The organism is Vibrio sp. RC586 (assembly GCF_000176715.1).
In the GTDB taxonomy this organism is placed as follows: domain Bacteria; phylum Pseudomonadota; class Gammaproteobacteria; order Enterobacterales; family Vibrionaceae; genus Vibrio.
On sequence record NZ_ADBD01000013.1, the window covers coordinates 768,004 to 789,408 of the forward strand.

The 21,405-nt window shown below is 48.5% G+C and carries 20 protein-coding genes; 10 read left to right on the forward strand and 10 right to left on the reverse strand.

What is annotated here, in order from left to right:
- Positions 1–292: 292 nt before the first annotated feature.
- Positions 293–613, reverse strand: a complete 321-nt coding sequence (locus VOA_RS02030) for a BolA family protein (RefSeq protein WP_000615733.1) — start codon at positions 611–613, stop codon at positions 293–295.
- A 163-nt stretch (positions 614–776) separates the two neighbouring features.
- Between VOA_RS02030 and VOA_RS02025 the strand changes: the two genes are divergently transcribed.
- From VOA_RS02025 to VOA_RS02010, 4 genes are all read left to right on the forward strand, one after another.
- The gene (locus VOA_RS02025) at positions 777–1,907 is read left to right on the forward strand and encodes a methyltransferase (protein WP_000845876.1); all 1,131 of its coding nucleotides are present in this window, start codon (positions 777–779) and stop codon (positions 1,905–1,907) included.
- Between the two features lie 41 nt (positions 1,908–1,948).
- Positions 1,949–2,524 (forward strand): YajG family lipoprotein, encoded by a 576-nt coding sequence (locus VOA_RS02020; protein WP_000737550.1) that lies wholly within the window; start codon positions 1,949–1,951, stop codon positions 2,522–2,524.
- Complete coding sequence (locus tag VOA_RS02015) at positions 2,517–3,065, forward strand: peptidylprolyl isomerase (protein ID WP_001140225.1); 549 nt, start codon at positions 2,517–2,519, stop codon at positions 3,063–3,065. The genes VOA_RS02020 and VOA_RS02015 overlap by 8 nt, the downstream gene beginning before the upstream one ends.
- Positions 3,066–3,134: 69 nt before the next feature.
- Positions 3,135–4,523, forward strand: a complete 1,389-nt coding sequence (locus VOA_RS02010) for an AmpG family muropeptide MFS transporter (protein WP_000250600.1) — start codon at positions 3,135–3,137, stop codon at positions 4,521–4,523.
- A gap of 81 nt (positions 4,524–4,604) precedes the next feature.
- Here VOA_RS02010 and VOA_RS02005 read toward each other — a convergent pair whose 3' ends face one another.
- The 3 genes from VOA_RS02005 to VOA_RS01995 all read right to left on the reverse strand — a co-directional run bounded on the left by VOA_RS02005 (position 4,605) and on the right by VOA_RS01995 (position 6,539).
- Positions 4,605–5,285 carry a ChrR family anti-sigma-E factor gene (locus tag VOA_RS02005; protein ID WP_000120266.1) on the reverse strand — a complete coding sequence of 227 codons (681 nt, stop codon included), beginning with the start codon at positions 5,283–5,285 and terminating at the stop codon, positions 4,605–4,607.
- The gene (locus VOA_RS02000; protein ID WP_000483033.1) at positions 5,282–5,866 is read right to left on the reverse strand and encodes an RNA polymerase sigma factor; all 585 of its coding nucleotides are present in this window, start codon (positions 5,864–5,866) and stop codon (positions 5,282–5,284) included. The genes VOA_RS02005 and VOA_RS02000 overlap by 4 nt, the downstream gene beginning before the upstream one ends.
- A 91-nt stretch (positions 5,867–5,957) precedes the next feature.
- Positions 5,958–6,539, reverse strand: coding sequence for an LON peptidase substrate-binding domain-containing protein (locus VOA_RS01995; RefSeq protein ID WP_000391270.1), 582 nt, complete (start codon positions 6,537–6,539; stop codon positions 5,958–5,960).
- 327 nt (positions 6,540–6,866) lie between these two features.
- Between VOA_RS01995 and VOA_RS01990 the strand changes: the two genes are divergently transcribed.
- The 4 genes from VOA_RS01990 to csdA all read left to right on the forward strand — a co-directional run bounded on the left by VOA_RS01990 (position 6,867) and on the right by csdA (position 10,496).
- On the forward strand, positions 6,867–7,667 hold the full coding sequence (locus tag VOA_RS01990) for a nucleoside-specific channel-forming Tsx family protein (RefSeq protein ID WP_001232275.1): 801 nt from the start codon (positions 6,867–6,869) through the stop codon (positions 7,665–7,667).
- Positions 7,668–7,805: 138 nt separating this feature from the next.
- Positions 7,806–8,696, forward strand: coding sequence for a 2-dehydropantoate 2-reductase (panE, locus tag VOA_RS01985; protein ID WP_001028564.1), 891 nt, complete (start codon positions 7,806–7,808; stop codon positions 8,694–8,696).
- Complete coding sequence (locus VOA_RS01980; protein WP_000044226.1) at positions 8,693–9,298, forward strand: DJ-1 family glyoxalase III; 606 nt, start codon at positions 8,693–8,695, stop codon at positions 9,296–9,298. The genes panE and VOA_RS01980 overlap by 4 nt, the downstream gene beginning before the upstream one ends.
- Positions 9,285–10,496 (forward strand): cysteine desulfurase CsdA, encoded by a 1,212-nt coding sequence (gene csdA / locus VOA_RS01975; RefSeq protein ID WP_000933166.1) that lies wholly within the window; start codon positions 9,285–9,287, stop codon positions 10,494–10,496. Before VOA_RS01980 ends, csdA begins: the two co-directional genes overlap by 14 nt.
- A gap of 65 nt (positions 10,497–10,561) precedes the next feature.
- Here csdA and csdE read toward each other — a convergent pair whose 3' ends face one another.
- The 4 genes from csdE to VOA_RS01955 form a co-directional block, all read right to left on the reverse strand.
- Positions 10,562–10,993 (reverse strand): cysteine desulfurase sulfur acceptor subunit CsdE, encoded by a 432-nt coding sequence (gene csdE / locus VOA_RS01970; protein ID WP_032468419.1) that lies wholly within the window; start codon positions 10,991–10,993, stop codon positions 10,562–10,564.
- Between the two features lie 7 nt (positions 10,994–11,000).
- Positions 11,001–11,816 (reverse strand): tRNA cyclic N6-threonylcarbamoyladenosine(37) synthase TcdA, encoded by an 816-nt coding sequence (gene tcdA / locus VOA_RS01965; protein ID WP_001208560.1) that lies wholly within the window; start codon positions 11,814–11,816, stop codon positions 11,001–11,003.
- A gap of 96 nt (positions 11,817–11,912) precedes the next feature.
- The gene (gene mltA / locus VOA_RS01960) at positions 11,913–13,019 is read right to left on the reverse strand and encodes a murein transglycosylase A (protein WP_000044353.1); all 1,107 of its coding nucleotides are present in this window, start codon (positions 13,017–13,019) and stop codon (positions 11,913–11,915) included.
- Between the two features lie 70 nt (positions 13,020–13,089).
- Positions 13,090–13,506 (reverse strand): DUF2850 domain-containing protein, encoded by a 417-nt coding sequence (locus tag VOA_RS01955; RefSeq protein WP_000237548.1) that lies wholly within the window; start codon positions 13,504–13,506, stop codon positions 13,090–13,092.
- Positions 13,507–13,708: 202 nt separating this feature from the next.
- On the opposite strand from VOA_RS01955, the gene argA reads away from it, so the two are divergent.
- Positions 13,709–15,046 carry an amino-acid N-acetyltransferase gene (argA, locus tag VOA_RS01950; RefSeq protein ID WP_000702680.1) on the forward strand — a complete coding sequence of 446 codons (1,338 nt, stop codon included), beginning with the start codon at positions 13,709–13,711 and terminating at the stop codon, positions 15,044–15,046.
- A 232-nt stretch (positions 15,047–15,278) separates the two neighbouring features.
- On the forward strand, positions 15,279–15,464 hold the full coding sequence (locus VOA_RS01945) for a hypothetical protein (RefSeq protein ID WP_000859479.1): 186 nt from the start codon (positions 15,279–15,281) through the stop codon (positions 15,462–15,464).
- A gap of 29 nt (positions 15,465–15,493) precedes the next feature.
- Here VOA_RS01945 and recD read toward each other — a convergent pair whose 3' ends face one another.
- Together recD and recB are read right to left on the reverse strand one after the other, a co-directional pair.
- Positions 15,494–17,614, reverse strand: a complete 2,121-nt coding sequence (gene recD / locus VOA_RS01940; protein WP_000971708.1) for an exodeoxyribonuclease V subunit alpha — start codon at positions 17,612–17,614, stop codon at positions 15,494–15,496.
- Entirely contained in the window at positions 17,611–21,237 is a 3,627-nt protein-coding gene (gene recB, locus VOA_RS01935; RefSeq protein ID WP_001271598.1) for an exodeoxyribonuclease V subunit beta, read from the reverse strand. Before recB ends, recD begins: the two co-directional genes overlap by 4 nt.
- Positions 21,238–21,405: the final 168 nt, after the last annotated feature.

Genomic DNA, 21,405 nt, shown 5'->3' on the forward strand with positions numbered 1-21,405 from the left:
AAATCATGTGGGGGATTTGTCAGGTGCTGTAGTCTAGCATCTTTTGGGAACTTGATGCCATGACCAATGCCCTGAATCACGGTTTAATTTCAAACGAATCCTGAGCGAAAGGCTAAGAAATCATCATAATTTTGAAGCATCGCACAAACTCACTAAAGCCTATTTTATGTAGGACAATTTATCGTATCGATATCGTAAAACCGACTAAAAGTCAGTCTGCTCCGGCCAATTTGTTTAAACCGTGTTAAAAAATCGTTCAAGAGACAACCAGAGTTAATAGTTGTAGCACATTTTATTGAGCATTTTTCCGTGAACCACCCAAACACATAGGACTCTCTGGTATCTCCTGATTCTTCTGTTGCCACTCTTCAGGAGTATAGGTATGAATCGCCAAAGCGTGGATATGATTGGCTAACTCATCCGACAAGGTTTGATTGACCAACCGGTGTCGTGCAACGAGTCGCAATCCCTCGAAACACTCACTAATAATCGTGACTTTAAAGTGACTTTCTGAACCTCTTGGCACGTTGTGCATATCGCTTTCATTAAGCACGTTGAGAAACTTTGGCTGAAATTCATCATTCAGCTTCTTTTCAATAACATTTTGAATCATATTGCTTTCCTTGTTGAACACTCGTGTGTCGACAACATGACAAATTGAGAATAGACCATGGAAGGTCTGGCGTGTGGCTAAATTTCAAAAACCTAGGTTTTAGTTTGCTGTTTTATCGCCATCTGAGACAATGCGCCGTCAATTTACTAGAAACACGAGCAATATGAAAACTGAGCTTACTTTGCTTGAGCAGACGCTCACTCTTCATCGATTCCCGAAACGCAATAATGACACCCTGCAAGCTTGGGATGCCGGCGATGAGTATCTCATCCAGCATGTTGAGCAACTTGGCCTACCTCAAAATAGCCATGTTGTGATCATTAATGATCACTTTGGTGCCTTGAGCTGCTGGTTTGCGAAACAACATAAAGTCAGCATGATGAGTGACTCATACATTGCCCATCAAGCGACTCAAGCCAATTTGCAGCACAATCAGCTCCCTATGGTGAACCTCCTTACCACTATGGATGAAATCCCTGCCGATGCTGATGTGGTGTTATTACAGCTACCGAAAAGCAATCGCCATTTAATTTGGATCCTCAGCCAGCTGCGCAAAGCCCTTCCGGCTAGCACACCGATTATTGCGGTAAACAAAGCGAAGGAGATCCACACTTCTACGCTAAACCTATTTGAAAAATACTTAGGCGCGACCACAACATCATTAGCTTGGAAAAAGCACCGTTTAGTGTTCAGTTCAGCCACTGCGAATCCAATTCCTGACGTGAGCAAAGATTGTCGCTGGAGCGTTGAGCCTTATGCTATCTCTCTCACTAATTTACCGAATGTCTATTCGGGTGAAAGTTTAGATCTGGGAGCCAGATTTATCCTAGAGCATTTACCAGAAGATCCGACTCTAGAAGATTTTATTGATCTCGGCTGTGGCAACGGGGTGCTATCTGTTCGTCTTGGGCAACTGAACCCACAAGCGAAGATCACTTGTGTTGACGAAAGCTTTATGGCGATCTCTTCAGCACAAAAAAACTTACACAACAATCTTGGTGAACGGGATATCCAATGTGTCGCTAACAACTGTTTAGATGGTTTTTCAGCACAAAGCAGCTCAATGATTGTGTGTAACCCCCCCTTTCATCAACAACAGACGATTACCGATCACATTGCTTGGCAGATGTTCTGTGACTCAAAGCAAGTTCTGAAAAAAGGCGGGAAATTATGGGTGATCGGCAATCGTCACCTCGGCTACGATGTAAAACTGGCAAGATTGTTTGGCAAAAGCCATGTTAGAGTGATCGCCAACAACAGTAAATTTGTTATCTTACAAGCTATTAAATCTTAAGCCTTGCGGCTGTGTGCACAATAAAACGAAAGGAATTAACCATGAAAAAACTGGTTCTTGCGGCTTCCATCGCTCTACTTACCGCTTGTTCTGCTCCTCAGCAGAGCCAAATCAACGTAACGCCTCAAGCAGCATTAAGCCAAAATGCAATTGTGACAAACAGTAGCTTTTCTCTGGTGAGTAAAGATGTACGTTCTGCGCAGTATGTGGCTTTGGTTGATAGTGGCCGTAACAATATTGAGCCGATTCACCCTCGCCAAAACGTTCGCATCACTTTAGAGAATGCGCTGGCAGAACAGCTAGGCTCGCAAGGTTTCCGTCTCAGCGTAAACAGCGAAAACACCATCACTTTGGAAATCCAAGAGCTGTTGGTATCGGTGAAACACTCTATGATTGAAAATGAGATGGATGGTAGTGTAACACTAGAGATCACCGCGGAAACACCAAAAGGCAAGCTCGTAAAAAGCTATGCAGGTACAGCAAAACGTACTGGTATGCTGAGCGCCTCCAACGATGAAATCGAAACCGTACTCAATGACATGATTAACTTGGTATTGAAAGAGATTGCCAACGATACTGAGCTGCAAAGCTACATGCAGGAGCGTTTCAATGGCTAAGTCATGGCTGTGGGCTGCAACAGCACTGCTGAGCAGTTGTGTTTGGGCGGGACCTAAAGTGGAAGTAGAAACCTCACTTGGGAATTTCACCGTGGAGCTAAATCAAGAGAAAGCTCCCGTTTCGGTAGCAAACTTCTTACGCTACGTGGATGATGGTAGTTATGTGGGCAGCCAATTTCATCGAGTGATCCCTGGGTTTATGGCGCAGGGTGGTGGCTTTGATGCAAACCTCAACCAACTGCCAACCTACGCCCCGATCGCCAATGAAGCCAGTAATGGTTTACGCAACGATACAGCGACCATTGCGATGGCTCGAACTCAGAATCCACATTCTGCGACTCGCCAGTTTTACATCAACTTGGTCGATAATGACTTTTTGAACTACGCCGCCCAACCCCCAGGTTATGCCGTATTTGGTCAAGTGACTGAAGGATTTGATGTGATTGAAAAAATGGCTCAGCAACCTACTCAAAATAAAGGTCGGATGCAAAACGTGCCTATTACTCCTATCATCATCAACAAAGTCATCCTCTTACCTTAAATGACCTCACCGCACTCCCAGTAGCGGGAGTGCGACTATCTTCCTAATCATTCTCATAAAGGACTCGTTATGGTTCAACAGCCCCGGTCCCATTCTTGGCTAGAATTGATTGTTAGCTATTTTGATCGACGCTTGCTTTGGGTATTTATGCTGGGTTGTGCCAGCGGCTTCCCATGGGTATTGATTGGTTCCAACATGACTGGCTGGTTGAAAGATGCCGGACTCAGCCGCGCTGCCATCGGTTATTTCGGCAGTATATTTACGGTGTACGCGATTAACTTTCTCTGGGCTCCGCTAGTCGATAGAGTCAAGTTACCCATTCTGCACTCGATGCTTGGTCAGCGCCGAAGTTGGATCTTTTTTTGCCAGTGCATCATTTTAATAGGTACTTTGCTGATCGCGGGCATTAACCCAGCCAATAATCTGATACTCACCTCCATGTTCGCTTTGGGGATTGCGATTGCTTCAGCCACGCAAGATGTGGCAATCGATGCTTTCCGAATTGATTCCTTCTCAAAAAGTGAATCGAGCAAACTCCCCCAAGCCTCTGCAATGGCGGTGATCGGTTGGTCGACAGGGTACTCTCTGCCAGGCTATTTTGCGTTCGTGAATGCCGATAGCATGGGTTGGAATGGGGTTTACTACATTATGGCGGGAGTGGTTGGGTTATTAATGCTGTTTACTTTGCTGGTAGGTGAGCCACAGACCCAGCGAGATCAATTACAGCAACTTGCCGAAGAACGCCACCAACAGATCGTTAGCAATCGAATTCTTCGTTGGTTAACCGTTACGGTATTCGAGCCGTTTATCGATTTTTTCCGTCGTAATGGTTTTCGCGTTGCGCTGACACTACTGCTGTTTGTGTTCCTGTTCAAAATCGGTGAAGCCTTTTTGGGTCGTATGTCGATTGCCTTTTATAAAGAAATTGGTTTTAGCAACGAGCAGATCGGCTACTACTCTAAGCTGCTCGGTTGGGGTATCACCATTTTGTTTACCTTACTTGGCAGCCTAGTCAATATCAAATTCGGGATTGTGCGAGGCCTGATGATTGGTGGTATCGCTATGGCGTCGAGTAACTTGATGTTTGCCTGGATCGCCAAAGTCGGTCCTAATGAACACCTGTTTTTAGCGACATTAGTCGTCGATAACTTTACTTCGGCCTTTTCCACAGTGGCCTTTGTGTCGTTTCTAACCTTAATGACAGGGCAAGCATTTTCAGCAACCCAATATGCTTTGCTTGCCTCTCTGGGTAACTTAGGCAGGACAACGATCGCTTCATTTAGTGGAGAATTAGCGGATTACCTTAATGATTGGTCGCTGTTCTTTATTTTGACCGCGGTGATGGTGATCCCGAGTTTGATCATGCTTTATTCACTGCGCAATGACTTTACCTTGATGTTGGAAAAAGCCAAACAGCATAAGGAAGATCCAACACCAGAGGATAACATCGCCCAATAGAACGATTATCTATCTTGTTAAATGGACTCAATCAAAGGGAGCCAAGCAGCTCCCTTTCAACTTTCCATGACATCGCCCCAATTACGGATAGAGCCCTTTTCCAAAGAGGTTAAAGATCCGCGCCACCCCTTGGGTGAACACCATCGGCTCAGTCAGTACCGTTAAACAGAGGCAGTCTTGCCCTTGCGGCGTACGAGGGGAGTGGCAAACTTGCCCGTCATGCTGAATAAAGTCACCCACTTCATAATGACCGTTTTCATCACTGAATCCACCATGCAGCACCAAGGTTGACTCAAATCCCTTGTGAGTATGTTGCGGAATCGAAACACCTTGGCTGATGTACATCAGATTCATTCGTACATTCTCTTCTGATCGCAAAGGTAAACTAAACACTTTGCCGCCATAACTCCGCCACGCTTGTTCTTGTTTCACGAGGCGAGCCAGAGCCTTGGGAATAGCGATCTGCTTACCGTTGACCTTTACCAAGGTTGGACACGATTTTACCGTTATCGGAGCAGTTGGGTGTTGAGGTAACGCCACGATCGAATCAAACATATGTTGCCAATCAGCTTCTGCAGGCAAAGCTGCGGCCAGTGCTGATTGCTGATTGAGCCGCTCACCCAATTCGCCTTCAATTTCATGCACAATATCGCGGCAATGTGGGCAAATCTCTAGATGAGCCGTAATGGCAAGACCATGCGCACAATCTAAATCGCCCTCAACGTAATTGGCGAGCAAAGCATAATCGGGGTGATAACTCATACAGACTCCGCATCCATTGATAATCTTAACTTTTCGACCGCAAGGCGCAGACGTGACTTCACCGTGCCCAAAGGGATATCGAGCATATCAGCCACATCCTGTTGTGGTATTTCCTCTAAATAAACCGCTTTGATCACCTGTTGCTGAGATTCGGGTAATCGGTCAAGAAACTTCCTAACTTGTTCTTTGAGAAGATCTTGCTCCGGGGCGTAGTAGTCAACTAAGTCGGGAGGACAATATTCGTCAGGCCAGATATCATCGGCAAGCACATAGGCATCACGCCCTTTTTGTCGACGTAGCAAGTCATAACTCAGGTTACGCGCTATGGTATAAATCCAAGTCGCTAATGAGCTTTTCTGTCCATCAAATAAACTCGCTTTTTGCCAAACCGTGGCCATGGTTTCTTGAACCAACTCCAGCGCCACCTGCTCACTCCCGACATGCTTCATCACAAACTGCTTCAGTTTGGGCGAGTAATAGCTAAAAACCAGAGCAAACGCCTGCTTATCTCTGGTTTTGACCTTTTCCATACAGTCGAGCCACTCTTGGCGACCAAACGTATGAGGTGATGGATTAAACATAGAAACGCATCCTTTATGACTCACGCAGACACCCTTGCTAGCCTATACGTCAGGGTTACCACTCAAGATCAATCCTAACCAACAAATTTATTCAAGTATCCAAATACGATTCGATGGTGCGTTGCAAAAAAGCCAAGGCCGCATGGCAATCTGTTTTTCCCACTAATACATCAAATTGATCGTTACTTAAAGGTAGCAGCTCAAGCCAACGTTGACAGACCCAACTCGCATCATCGAAAAAACACAAGCTGTGTAGTTCCCCGATTTGTGGAAACTGTCGATACACTTCTTGCAGTTGTTCACCTAAAAAACGCTCCCTCGCTAACAACTCCTGACTCGGCCAATCGGGCAACCACTGCACCGTTGCGATACGTAAGCCATCATACTCAACCCGAACTTTACGAATCACAAAGCGGCGCATGCCAACCACGGTGATACCCAGCAGACCATCGCTTAACGTTTCAAAATCAACGATTTTGACTAAAGTCCCAAACTTAGATAATTCGTTTGCATTTTTATTCGACTTACTATCGAACAAGCAAAGGCCAAATCCACTGCCCGTTTTACTGCATTGAGCCACCATCCGCTGGTAGCGGGGCTCAAAAATACGCAGCTTCATTTTTCCTTCAGGAAGTACGATGGAGCTAAGTGGAAACAACATTATCTCTTCCATTACTCACTCCTTTTCATAAATTCACTTAGGTATACGAAAAGAGTCCATTTGCCGATCACTCACCAAAATTGTTGGTTTATCGATCACGATAAACATTTTGCAATCTCACGCAAGAATTGATCAAAATCACAATAAAAATGCAATTTCATGAAATATAAAATAAGTTCAAAACCAATTCACAAAGATGTGATTAACATCACTCGAAAGCTTTAATTTTGCACTTCTTATCACTTTTAATTGCGATTTTTATCGTTATTATGCCCGCCAGTTGAACGAGCTGTCGTTAAACAGCCGCCATACACAACACACTTATAGAGAGTTCCCTTTATGCGTAAATCACTTCTTGCTTTGAGCCTATTAGCAGCGACTTCAGCACCTGTTATGGCTGCTGACTATTCAGATGGCGATATCCACAAAAACGATTACAAGTGGATGCAATTTAACCTAATGGGTGCATTCGACGAACTTCCAGGCAAATCATCTCATGATTATCTGGAAATGGAATTTGGCGGTCGTTCTGGCATCTTTGATCTGTACGGTTACGTTGACGTGTTTAACTTAGCAACGAACAAAAGCAGTGACAAAGTTGGCGATCCAAAAATCTTCATGAAGTTTGCGCCACGTATGTCTCTAGATGCACTTACTGGCGTTGATATGTCTTTCGGTCCGGTACAAGAAGTTTACGTTGCATCACTGTTCGAATGGGACGGTACAGACTTTGCCACTAACCCATTTTCTGTAAACAACCAGAAAATTGGTCTTGGTTCTGATGTGATGGTTCCATGGTTTGGCAAAGTTGGCCTGAACCTATACGGTACTTATGATGGCAACCGCAAAGATTGGAACGGCTTCCAAATCTCGACTAACTGGTTCAAGCCTTTCTACTTCTTCGAGAACGGTTCATTCATCTCTTACCAAGGTTATATTGATTACCAATTTGGCCTAAAAGATGAATACTCAACAGCCAGCAGTGGTGGCGCAATGTTTAACGGTATCTACTGGCATTCAGATCGTTTCGCTGTAGGTTACGGTCTAAAAGGCTACAAAGACGTTTACGGAATCAAAGATACCGATGGCTTCAAATCAACAGGCTTTGGTCATTACGTAGCAGTAACTTACAAGTTCTAATTGTAGAAACTGCACACTCCTTCCTAAACAGGAAAAGAGCCTGAATAGCAAAAATGGCGCGACTTCGCGCCATTTTTTATTGCTTTCAAAACTCCCCTCGCTATCCTTGGCGCATTCGGTTTTCAGCAGGGGATAGAGATGAATATTGTGGTACTTGGCCCAGGTGCGGTCGGTTCTCTGTGGGCATTGCATCTGCATCGTGCGGGTCACCAAGTGGCACTCTGGAGCCGCCAATCTCAACCAACGTTAGAATTACAACTTGACGATGGTGAGCCAGTTCTGTTCAGCAATCAAAACAGAGACACGCTAACCAACGCCGATTTACTGCTGATCACTGTCAAAGTTTGGCAAGTGGAAGCCGCTCTGTTGCCCCTTCTGCCTCATCTGAATCGCGATACTATGTTGTTGTTTATGCACAACGGTATGGGCGCAATCGAAGCCATCAACGAATCTTTGGTTCATTTTCCGGTATTGCTCGCCACTACAACTCACGGTGCTCTCAAAACCACCCTCAACCAAGTCCGCCATACGGGATTCGGCCAAACCCAAGTGGGTTCTTTTAATGCCCTCGGTGCACGTTGTGATTTTATCGCAGACGTTTTTAATCACGCACTCGCTCCAGTGACATGGAATCCAGAAATCCAACACGCTCTGTGGCATAAACTGGCGGTGAATTGCGCGATTAATCCGCTCACGGCGATTCATCAATGCTCAAACGGTGCATTAGATGTACCTGAATTTGCGCCGACCATCGCCGCTATTTTAGATGAGGTGACAGCCGTTATGCGAGCAGAAGCGGTGAACTGTGATGAAACCGCACTGCGTGATTTGGTTTATCAAGTCATCCAAGCGACTGCGGCTAATCGTTCCTCGATGCATCAAGATGTTTTCCACCAACGGCCAACCGAGATAGACTTTATTACAGGTTATGTGGTGCGCAAAGGTGAACAACATGGTATTGCGACTCCGGCAAATAGCCAGTTATATCATCAAATCAAAACTTTAGAGCAGAGTTGGATCAAGGCATGAGCAAACGAATTTTAGTCCCGATTGCCAATGGCAGCGAGGAAATGGAGAGTGTCATTATTGTTGATACTTTGGTGCGGGCTGGCTTTCAAGTCACTATGGCGGCTATCGGCGAAGATTTGCAAGTACAAGGTTCACGCGGTGTATGGCTGACAGCACAGCAAACACTGGATGCCCTCTCTGCGGAAGATTTTGATGCACTGGCACTGCCCGGAGGTGTGGGCGGAGCGCAAGCGTTTGCCGATAGTACACCGCTACTTGCACTGATAGATGCATTCTCACAACAAGGCAAACTGGTTGCCGCGATTTGCGCGACACCTGCACTGGTTTTCGCCAAACAGCAGAAATTTGTCGGCGCACGCATGACTTGTCACCCCAACTTTTTTGACCATATTCCCTCAGAGCGTCTGAGTCGTCAGCGCGTCTGTTACTATGCCACGCAACATTTGCTCACCAGCCAAGGGCCGGGCACCGCGCTGGAGTTTGCGCTCGCCATGATTGCACTGCTCGCTGGAGCGGAATTGGCTCAACAAGTCGCGGCTCCAATGGCGCTTCACCCTCAACAACTGACCGAACTTTCAGGTTTTATTGATGCTCAATCTTGATGCAATCCGCGCGCAGTTTCCGGCGCTGCAACAAACCGTCAACGGCAACCCACTGATCTATCTCGACAGTGCTGCCACTACGCAAAAACCGCAATGTGTGATTGATGCCATCAGCCACTACTACAGCCAGCACAATGCCAATGTGCATCGCGGTAGCCACAGTTTGACGGCGCAAGCCACCAGCCAATTTGAAGCAGCGCGTGAACAAGTCGCGCAGTTTATAGGTGCGCCGAGCAGCAAAAACATTATCTGGACGCGTGGCGCCACCGAAGCACTCAACCTCATCGCACAAAGTTATGCCCGCAGCACATTGCAAGCTGGCGATGAAATTTTGGTAAGTGAAACCGAACACCATGCCAATATCGTGCCGTGGCAAATGGTCGCTGAGCAAACGGGCGCGAAAGTGGTCAAAATCCCGATGACAGCAACGGGTGAATTTGGTCTTGAAGCCTTTCAGAAAATGCTGTCACCGCGCTGCAAGATCGTGGCTCTAGCTCACGTCACTAATGTCACGGGAACTCGTCAGCCGATTGAAACGGTGATCCAAGCCGCGCATCAACAAGGTGCGATTGTGGTGGTGGATGGTGCACAAGGCGTAGTCCATGAAACCGTGGATGTTCGCACTCTGGATGCAGATTTTTATGTTTTCTCCGGCCATAAGCTGTATGCGCCAGCGGGCATTGGTGTGCTGTATGGCAAAACGGCGCTTTTAGAAGCGATGCCACCTTGGCATGGCGGTGGCAAGATGGTTGAAAAGGTCTCGTTTGGCGGTACGACCTTTACCGGTCTACCCGGAAAATTTGAAGCTGGCACGCCGAATGTCGCGGGTGCCATTGCTCTCGCCACCGCGATTCATTGGTATCAAAGCCTTGATCGCACCGCCGTGGAAGCGCACTTACACCAACTGCAACAGCAAGCTTACCAAGCTATTTCGCAAATCGATGATATTCGCGTGCTCGGTTATCAGCCTAACGCCAGTGTGCTGAGCTTAGTGATGGATGGCGTGCATCATCAAGATCTCGCCACCTTGCTCGATCAGCAAGGAATTGCCGTTCGTGCCGGGCATCACTGTGCTCATCCTTTGATGGATGCGTTTGGCGTCAAAGGGACGGTGCGAATCTCGTTTGGGGTATACAACAGCGCAGAAGAGGTAGAACGTTTGATCGCCGCCATTCATAAAGCGGTGGATCTGCTGTAAACCTGAGCATCAATAGTAAAAGAGCCTCATCACGATGAGGCTCTTTTCATTGGAAAAGTAGGTGGTTAGTTCTTGGCCTTAGCCTGAATTGTCGCGACTATCGCTTGCAAGCCGTTGCCGCGTGATGGGCTTAAATGCGCCAGCAAACCAAGCTGGGCAAAATAGTCATCCATCGAAAATGCGCTAATTTCTGCAGAAGTTTTACCATTCAACGCCGCCAACACAATCGCAATCAAACCGCGCACAATCCGTGCATCGGAATCCGCGCAGAAAAACCACGGCTCACCTTGCTGCTCGGCCACTAGCCACACTTCACTTTCACAGCCAGAGACAAGAACCTGCTCACTTTTCAGCGCTTCAGGCATCACAGGCAGCAGTTTGCCCCATTGAATGATCTGGCGATAACGATCTTCCCAACCGTGCAGTGTTTGCATGGTTTCTAAGACGGTTTGTGCATTAATGTCATCACCAAAGGGATGAGCAGGAAATGAACTCATCATACCCTTACTCCTTCACTTTATGCTTTTGAATCAGTTTATCGACGATGCGTGCTACCGCGACAAAACCAAACGTCGCCGTTACTACCGTCGCTGCGCCAAATCCGCTGGCGCAATCCATACGTTTTGGACCTTCCGCAGTGGATTTAGTGGCACATACCGAGCCATCCGCTTGTGGGTATTTGAGTTGCTCGGTCGAGAACACACAATCAATACCAAATTTACGCGCTGGATTGGTTGGAAAGTTGTGGTGCTGACGCAGACGATCTTTGAGCTTTTTCGCAAGCGGATCTTGAATCGTCTTGGTCAAATCCGCCACGGTAATTTGGGTGGGATCGGTTTGTCCGCCCGCACCACCTACCGTGATCACTTTGATTTTATTGCTGCGGCAATACGCCAACAGAGAAGCTTTGGCTTTCAAGCTATCAATCGCATCTAACACGTAATCAAACGATTTGCTGAGATAAAGATGTTGATTATCCGGCGTGATGAAATCATCAACCAAATTGACTTTGCATTCTGGGTTGATGAGCTTAACGCGCTCCGCCATCACTTCGATTTTGCTTTTGCCAATCGTACCGGTCATGGCATGGATTTGACGGTTGATGTTAGTGACACACACATCATCCATATCGATTAGGGTCAACTCGCCAATACCTGTTCGAGCCAGAGCTTCAACGGCCCATGAACCCACACCACCAATCCCAATCACACACACGTGCGCGGCACGTAAAATGTCGACTTCGTTATAACCATACAGACGGCGCGTACCACCAAAACGTTGGTTGTAACTGTCGGAGGCAGGAGTATCGAGTTCACGCATAACCACATTTCCACTCTAGCTGAAAAATAAAGAGTGCGATTTATACGCACTCTTCACAAGAATGTCCAGTTTGCCACCCACTCAATAGAGGCAAAACTATTTTTGTTTTTCCGGCGGCAATGCCCACGGTGCTTGGGTGGGCGAATTTTCTAACCCGAGCTTCCACACACGACCAAAGTGCTTATAGTGCCCCGCCTCTAACCCAGCACGTGGTCCCATGCCGTGGTACAAGTCGAGATGGTTTTGTTTTACCGCACCACCCGTATCGAGCACGATCAACAAACGCAGTTGATGTGCACCAGACCAAGTACCATCAGCATTCAATAGCGGCACTTCAGCCAGAATCGGCGTACCCATTGGGAAAATCGAACGATCACCCGCAACCGATGCCATCGGCAATAACTGAATCCCTGCACTTCCGGTTACTGGAGCTGCTGCACGTGGTTTGAAGAACACAAAAGAAGGGTTCTGCTCTAACAGTTCGCGCACCGTTTCTTCATCGTTAGCAAGCACCCAATCTTTGATCGCTTTGAGCGACATTTTCTCTCGCTCAACCAAACCACGTTCAATCAGCACTTTACCAATGCTCACATAGGCTTTATTGTTTTTTCCGGCGTAAGCGAAGTATTCCAAAGTATCGTCATCACCAAAATGCACAAAACCACTGCCCTGTACTTCCATGATAAACGGATCAATCAAGTTGGCGGCATAACCCAATTCCAAGCCTTTGCCTTCCAGCGCGCCTTGATAAATCTCACTGCGGGTTGGGCAGTCTTTATTACACTTTGGCAATCCATAAACAGGGTATTTGAATTCACTATTTGGCTGATGTCTCAGTTCAATAACAGGCGAAAAATAGCCAGTGAACAGCACATTGCCTTGCTTATCACCGCCCCCCAACTGAGCGGCTTGAATACCAAATTGAGCCAGTGTCGCTGGGTCGCCACTTTGTAGTACCCACTCATTCAACTGCTCATACAGAGGCTGATAAAGTTTAGCCAACGAAGCTGAACCTTGTACCACCAAGTCACTTTGTTTGCTGAATTCGGTATAGTCGCGTGGTTTGTTCGATTCAACGACATCGGCACGATTGAGAATTTGCGGGAAAGTTTGTTGCTGGTATTGCTGTGCGCGATCCGTCGATTGTTGTGCACAACCAAATAACAGCGCCAAACTAACAAGAGAAAAAAGACGTTTACTCACAAAAGAGATCCATGGTTTGAGTTTGCCAAGAGGATGACAAACTCAACGTAACTGTGCAATTGAGGTTTTGTTAATAACGGTTATTTTTTACGTTTTCTGACAATTGGTAGACAGCTTGATAATTTGATGATGAATGTTGCTTCATGATTTTCTTCTCTAACTGGATGTCGAATGCATACTTCTGGTCATTAACCATAAATTCCAGCAGATTCCCATCGTACTCAAAGTGAGTGGTTACCAACCTTCCATTCATTACAACGCCTTGTGAGCTGATCCTGATCTTCTGTGCGGCGTATGGGGCAACATTTTGCTCTATCCACAAGCCATACAGCTCCGATTTCGGAAACCACTGATCCTGCAATCGTCCAAAAATATTGCTGTACAGCATAAAAACATAGGCCGAGCCCAATAGAGCAATTAACAACAGTAAGCGCTCTTTGCTTAAGCCGACATTTTTTCGGTTCGCTTGATGTTTTGCTTTCACCATCTTGGCTCATCTCGACAACTCAGCCATTACGACTCATCACAGTTCACGGTTTTGTCATACCGCTGTTTTGCATCCGTTCTAATCTGCATGAACAGGATTTGAAATGAGTTGATTTCTCATCCGGTCATATAAAAAACCGCTTGCTCAAAAAAGAATAAAAAGTCATTATTTGCGCATATTTAAACACCAAGGATGTTCAGCCGTGAAAATTCGCAGTACTGCTCTCGTCAAAGGATTTCGCCAGTCAGCGCCCTATGTAAACGCCCATCGTGGAAAAACCATGGTCGTCATGCTCGGGGGAGAGGCTATTGCCGATAAAAACTTCCCCAACATTATTAGCGACATCGCACTGCTGCACAGCCTTGGCGTTAAAGTGGTACTCGTGCACGGAGCTCGTCCACAAATCAATCAAATCCTTGAAAAAAATCAACGTGATACGCCTTACCACAAAGGCGTGCGGATCACTGATGAACAATCGCTAGGCTTAGTGATGCAAGCCGCCGGACAACTGCAACACGCGATCACCGCGCGTCTTTCCATGAGCCTGAACAATACGCCGATGGCGGGCACTCAACTCAACGTTGTGAGCGGCAATTTCATCATCTCTCAACCACTAGGTATAGATGATGGTGTCGATTACTGCCACAGCGGACGCATTCGCCGGATTGATGTAGAAGGCATCAACCGCATGTTGGATTTAGGTTCGATTGTTCTGCTTGGCCCGATTACCAGCTCAGTCACCGGTGAGTGTTTCAATCTGCTTTCCGAAGAAGTGGCCACACAAGTGGCGATTAAACTTAAAGCCGACAAGCTGATCGGGTTTTGCCCACAGCAAGGGATCATCGATGCCAAAGGCAACGCGATTGCCGAACTCTTCCCGAGCGATGTTGAACGCCTCGTCAAAAACATGGAGCAAGAGTGCGCGCCAGATGATGAAGAGTGCTTCAGCACCATGCGTTTTTTGCGCGCCGCTTTAAAAGCGTGCCGCGCCGGTGTGCCACGCAGTCACTTGGTGAGCTACAAAGAAGATGGCGCGTTGATCCAAGAGCTGTTCTCGTTTGATGGTATCGGCACCCAGATCGTGATGGCCAGTGCCGAGCAGATCCGCGAAGCGACCATTGATGATATCGGTGGTATTTTTGATTTGATTCGTCCACTGGAAGAGCAAGGCATTCTGGTGCGTCGATCTCGTGAGCAACTGGAGCAAGAGATCCACAAGTTCACCATCATCGACAAAGATGGTTTAGTGATTGGTTGCTCGGCACTCTACCCCTACCCAGAAGAACGGATGGCAGAGATGGCTTGTGTGGCCATTCATCCTGAATATCGTGACGGTCACCGTGGCCTGCATTTGTTGGTGCACACCAAGCATCAAGCAAAGCAGATGGGTATTCGTCACCTGTTTGTGCTGACTACTCACAGCACACACTGGTTCCGCGAACAAGGCTTTATTGAAGCTGATGTGGAAGCTCTGCCGATGGCCAAAAAGAGCTTATATAACTACCAACGCCGCTCAAAAATTTTGATGCTGCAGCTTTAAATTCAACAGCTTGAAATGCATATGAAAAGATATGAAATATTAATGCACTTTGTTGCATCTTTTTTGTGCATTTTTCGCTTTTATTTTAGGTAAGAGGTCGATAGAATGCGCGCGTTTTTGATTAAATTTTGTTCAGCAATATTGTCAGGATTTGACGCTTGAGACCTCTCTCAATTCACGCATGGATTGCTTTTACTACTACATTTATCATGTATCTAAGAGCAAATCGTCTATGAAAACCGTTATTTGTAACTCTCTACAAAGCTTCTGGGATATGGCTGACGCAGAGTTTCTCTCAGGAGTCGATGTGCACTGTGTGTTTCCCGCCAGTGACAATTTAAAAACCTTCCTCCTAGAATCTTGTAAACGTTACCAGATCCGCAGTATCACTTTTACCAAAGCTTTTGCTAACGTCTAATGCTGTGCCGCCACGGAATGGCGGAGCATTTACTGCTCCAACCTTGCCACTAGCCCACTTGCCCTTTGGGTTTTCACTTTAATCGCCCGCTGCAACACCTTGTTATCACAATACAATTTAAGCTGTTTTTTCGCCCTTGTGATTCCTGTATAAACCAACTCGCGCGTCAAAATCGGGCTGTAATCCGGCGGTAGTATCAGTAAAGTTAAATCAAATTCACTGCCTTGCGATTTATGTATGGTCATCGCATACGCCGTTTCATGTTGCGGTACTCGGCTCGGTAACACGGCTTTGATGCTGCCATCTGGCAACTCAAAATAGACTTTCAGTCTGCCCTGATCATCTTCACGATCGCGCATACACAAGCCAATATCGCCATTGTATAAACCCAAGCCATGATCGTTGCGCGTGACCATGATCGGCCGCCCGTGGTACCAGATCTCTTCTTGAGTTTTAATCAGCTTGTGAGCATTCAATGCTCGTTCGATGCGAGTGTTCAGCCCCATCACCCCAAAATCGCCTTCACGCAGCGCACAGAGCAATCGGCAGCGACTAAACGCATCGAGTGCTGATTTGGCGAGTGTGAGCATGCTTTGTTTTGTCGACTCAAATTGTTCAGCCGGCTGATTGAGCAAGCTCAGATAAGGACGATAAGCCTGTACTAACGTTTGCAGCAGTTGCTGATAATGCTCGCCACTGAGCGCAAAATGTTCAATATCGCTGAACGATTGCTGCCACACCGCTTCAACGCGCGCCGGAGATCCGCTGTTGATCGCTTTCGCCAATTGACCAATGCCAGAGCGCGCATCAAAACGGTAGCTTTTTTGCAGCATACATAAGCAATCCGCCACCGGATTCACCGTCTTACTGGCAGTTTGGCGCAGAGTGGCAAAACCCGTCAGTTCAGCCAACTGCGCCCCCTGCTCATTGCCGTAACCTTGGCTCAGGAAGGTGCAAATATCACCGAGCACCGCCCCCGCTTCCACCGAGGCCAACTGATCTTTATCGCCCAGCAAAATCAAACGAGCGTGCTTCGGCAAGGCTTCGACCAGTTTCACCATCAAAGGCAGATCGACCATGGACGCTTCATCGACTACCAACAGATCAAGATGGAGTGGATTGCGTGCGTGATGACGAAACTCAGCACTGCCCGGAATCGCGCCAAGCAAACGGTGAATGGTGCTAGAAGTGCTCGGGATCGCCGCGGCGATCTCAGGCTCTATCGCCAGCTGACTCACCGCTTTACCCATCGATTCGGTTAAACGCGCCGCGGCTTTGCCGGTTGGAGCGATCAATTTGATCTCTGGCACTTTACCTTGCGCCATACTTTGGCTAATCAGTGCCGCCAGAAGCTTGGTCACTGTGGTGGTTTTGCCGGTTCCCGGCCCACCGGAAATCACCGCAAAACGGCGCGTGAGCGCGACAGCGGCCGCCACTTTTTGCCAGTTTAAGCAGTGAGTAAGCGGAATAAGCTGCTCTAACGGTTGCAAATCCGCGGCGCGCTGCGCTTTTTCGACCACGGCTTCAATCGCAGGCCAATCCAGCGCGTCCGACTCCACCACATCCAATCGATCATTCAGCAGTTGAATCCGCTCGACCGAACTCAACGGCTTTTGCTGTAGTGCCTGCCACAAGCCTAAATAGTCGCGGGCAAATAAGGTATTAAGGCGTTCACGCAAGTTAGCCAGTTCAGCACTGGTTAAACGTTGGGGTGCTGCTAGCTCAGTCAATCGCGCCGCCAGTTGCTTTTCATAATGCCAGTAGCGATGCAGATAGAGCCTTGCACCATCAAACATTAACGGCACCGCTTCACCTTGCTGCCCCACCAAAGGCGAGGCTTGTAGTAAGGCTTGCCAGTCTACCGCTAACCAGCGCTCACTGTGCTGCAAACTCGCTTCACCATAAAGACCAACCAGTGCCGCCAGATCGCAGCGATTACCGTGAGCATCCCACAGCGGCAAACAGATGTGCCCACGCCCAAGTTCCGCACTCAGCGCCGCGCTCAGTACACTCAAAAGCTCGCTTTCTGCAGCGTTGTGCCCAGCCAGTACCGCTTGCTTGCCAATAAAGCGGGCAAACTGCACATCCAAAGGACGCAGCGCGCCTTGTGCCAGCAGACGTTTCGCTACTTCGCTATCCCAAAACATCATAAATCAAGCTCCATCTGCCCAGCTTTACTCGCTCTTTGTGCCAGCTCGCGCCCTGCAATCAATCCATCCAACTCATCTAACAAGGCCAAGCTTGGCTTGGTATGGAACACGCCTTGATCGCTGCGCCCATCCATCCCGCGTAAGAAGAGATAAAACACGCCGCCGAAATGCTGCTCGTAGTCGTAATGAGCTAAACGGCTGCGCAAAAAGCGATGCAGCGCTAACGCGTAAATTTGGTATTGCAGATCGTAACGATGATCGGCCATCGCACTGCCCAAACGCTGTGGATGATACGCTGCTGGATCGTCACCCAAATGGTTGGATTTCCAGTCCAGCACGTAATAGCGCCCCTGATATTGAAACACCAGATCGATAAAACCTTTGAGCATGCCTTGCACCGAGTGAAAACCGAGATCACCCGCGTGTGCCGAGAGCGGATCATGGCGCTGGGTGATGCGATTCAGGGTTGGCGCATCCAACACTTCGATCGGCAGTAAAAACTCCAACTCGGTCAGGCGCTGGGCGGCCATAATCTGTTGTAAGCGCAGTACTTTACCATCCAGTGGCGTGCTCAATACGGTGTCGACCAACTGTTGCAACACCGGCAGCCACTCAGTTTCAATCTGCTCACTTTCCATCAAATCAAGGATGATTTTAGTATTGGGTTCACTGTGCGCCGATTGTTGGAAATCCACCTCTTCAAACAGCGAATGCAAGAACGTGCCGGGGCGTGCACCACGCGGGAAATTGAAAATCGAGCGCTCGACAGATTCCAGCGCCGCTCCATCACGCTCTTGCGCACTATCAAGATCAAAACCGCCTACTTCAAGCAAGGGCAACTCTTGCAAAGGATCATGGCGAGCATGACTCGATTGCATCACCAAGCCTGAGTAACTGGTCACTCGCCAGCGGCGATCAATCGCTTGGCTTAACTCACGGGCAGTCAGCTCTCGCTCGTCCAGTTGTGGCGGCTGATACGCTTGCTCGAAACGCTTCGGTGGTGGGCATTGCGCGACATCCGGTAAGTTTTCACACAGTTTAAGCAGCGCTTGCTGCAGATCCGCGATACCACCCTCTTGACCATCTTGCAGCAGAAACCCCATCGCACTGCGATGCGCCGAGGTCGGCTCTTGGCTCGAATTGCCGTTGCGCAGCGGCGCAATCCCAATAAAACAGCCATACACAGCGCGAGTGAGCGCCACATACAGCAAGCGTAAATCTTCTGCCAAACGTTCTTGATCGGCTTTGGCTAACGCCTCTTCATTGCCGGTTAAATCGACCCAAGTAGTGGCCGATTCAGCATCGTAATATTTGCCTTCGCTGCTCTCGCGATAGCTCATCACAAACGGCAAAAACACCAGCGGGTACTCAAGCCCTTTTGATTTGTGGATGGTGACAATCTGCACCAGACGCCGCTCAGATTCGAGACGCTGGATCTGCTCATCACTGCCACCGAGCCCTTGCGCAGCATCCGCCATCGCCTGAGTCAGAAAACGCAGTAAACCCTGATCGCTATCGATCTCACGCGTGGCCTGCTGCAAGAGTTCGCTGATGTGCAGATAATCGGTGAGCCAGCGCTCACCTTCACTTTCCGCCAGCCAACGCTCGGCAATGTGGCGCTGAGTTAATACTGCACGCAGCATCGGCAATACGCCGCGCTCGCTCCACAAACGGCGATATTGACGAAATTCGGCAATCAACTGTTCCCATTCGTTTTCATCGTTATTCAGCGCATCCAGCTCGCTGGCGGTTAACGCAAACAGATTCGAGGCAACCGCCGCACGGAGCAAGCGCTCATCTTCTGGCTGCCACACGGCGAGCAGCAAGCGTTCAATATCTTGCGCCACATCGCTGGCAAACACGCTATCACGGTTGGAAAGATACACACTAGCGATACCTTGCTGACTGAGTGCATCGCGCACCATGCGCGCTTCATTACCGGTACGCACCAGCACCGCCAGATCGCCCGCTTCAATCGCCTCGCCGCGATGAAAGGTTGCCGCGCCAGAGGCCGAAGCAGTCAAAATGTGCTGAATTTGCGCCGCACACGCCTCGGCCATTTGCGCGTAGTAATCGGTTTTGCTTTGTGGTTTATCCAGATCTTCCGGCCACCAATAGGTCAAAGCTGGTTGTACTTGCCCTTCCAGTGACCAATGGCGCTTATCAGCACCAGGGCTTGCCGCCACGGGCTGAAAGGGAATGTCATCACTGTAAATAAACGGATGAGTCGCAGAGCTGAACACTTGGTTCACGGCCGCCACCATCGCTGCGCTGGATCGCCAGTTCGTGCCTAAGGTGTAGTGAGCGTTCACCTGATTGCGCGCTTTGATGTAAGTGAAAATATCGGCGCCACGGAAAGCGTAAATCGCCTGTTTCGGGTCGCCGATCATTAGCAATCCACACTGCGGATAGCCCAGATACAGCCGACTGAAAATGCTGTACTGCAGCGGATCGGTATCTTGGAATTCGTCGATCATCGCCACCGGATAAAGCGTGCGGATCCGCTCGCCCAATAGCCCTTGCTCATCATTATCCAGAGCAGCGCTGAGTTGAGTGAGCAAGTCATCAAACGAGAGCCAATGATGGGTGGATTTGGCTTTCGCCAACCAATGACGACAGTGATGAATCGCATGCACCAAAAGCGGTGTTTTGAGTGACACAGGCTCGGCAAGAAACGCTTCGATCCGTTCAAACAGCGCTAATTGTGGCGGATTGCCTTTCTTCGATTTGGCAAGCAACCCGCTTTGGGTGAACTCTTCAAGCTCTGACGGTACTTGCAGATCTTGCGTTTCACTTTGCGCCCAAGTATCCAGAATCGGCAAACGGCGCAGCAGCGCATTTTGGCTATTTTTGTGCAGGTCAGAGCCAGTTACTGCGGGCTCAATCTCATCTCGCTCCGCTAACCAGTGCTGCTTAATCTCGCTAATGCGCGCTATCTGCGCTTGTTGCAGCGCGGCCAAATCCCCTTCCATCAAAGGTGTGGTCAGTTTGACTGGCGGCCCAGAAAGATAACCGGCAATCTCAGCCAACAGTGCAGAGGGTGCAGGCCATAAGCGGCGCACTTCGCTCGCGAGGGCAATGGGCAAAGGGTAGAACTGTCTGCGCCAATAATCGGCCACCACTTGCGCTTTGAGACGACTTTCATCAGTGACGAATTCATTTTCAAAGCGACTGCCCGATTCAAACGCATTTTGCGTCAGCATCCGTTGGCAAAAACCGTGGATGGTGAAAATCGCTGCTTCATCCATCTGCCGCTCGGCACTCAGCAACAAAGAGACGGCTAAGTTGTGATCGGTAAATTCAGCCAGCAGGGAGCGAAGCAGCGGATCGTCACTCGCGCCACGAGCAAAAGCGAGGCGCGCATCGTGCAAGCGGCGACGAATACGGTCACGCAGCTCTGCAGTGGCCGCTTCGGTAAAAGTCACCACCAGAATTTGATCAACACTCAGTGGATGCGCGTGACGAGTTTCCGCGCAGCCATGTCCAAGCACCAGACGCAGATAGAGTCCGGCAATGGTGTAGGTTTTTCCGGTGCCTGCCGAGGCCTCAATCAGCCGCGCTCCATGCAAAGGAAAACGCAACGTATCGAGCGTAACAGCGAGCTTATTTGAATCGGCACTCATCAGCCTTAATCCTTCTATCTACCGATGACAGAGATGTGACCTAAAACGAATATTTCTCTGCATTAAACTAAAAACCGTGATTGAGTATGGGCTTATGGGATCCACTTCACGGCACAAGCCAAGGCGGCGCTTTACACTGCGCGCACGTTAACAAATTCATTTGTTACA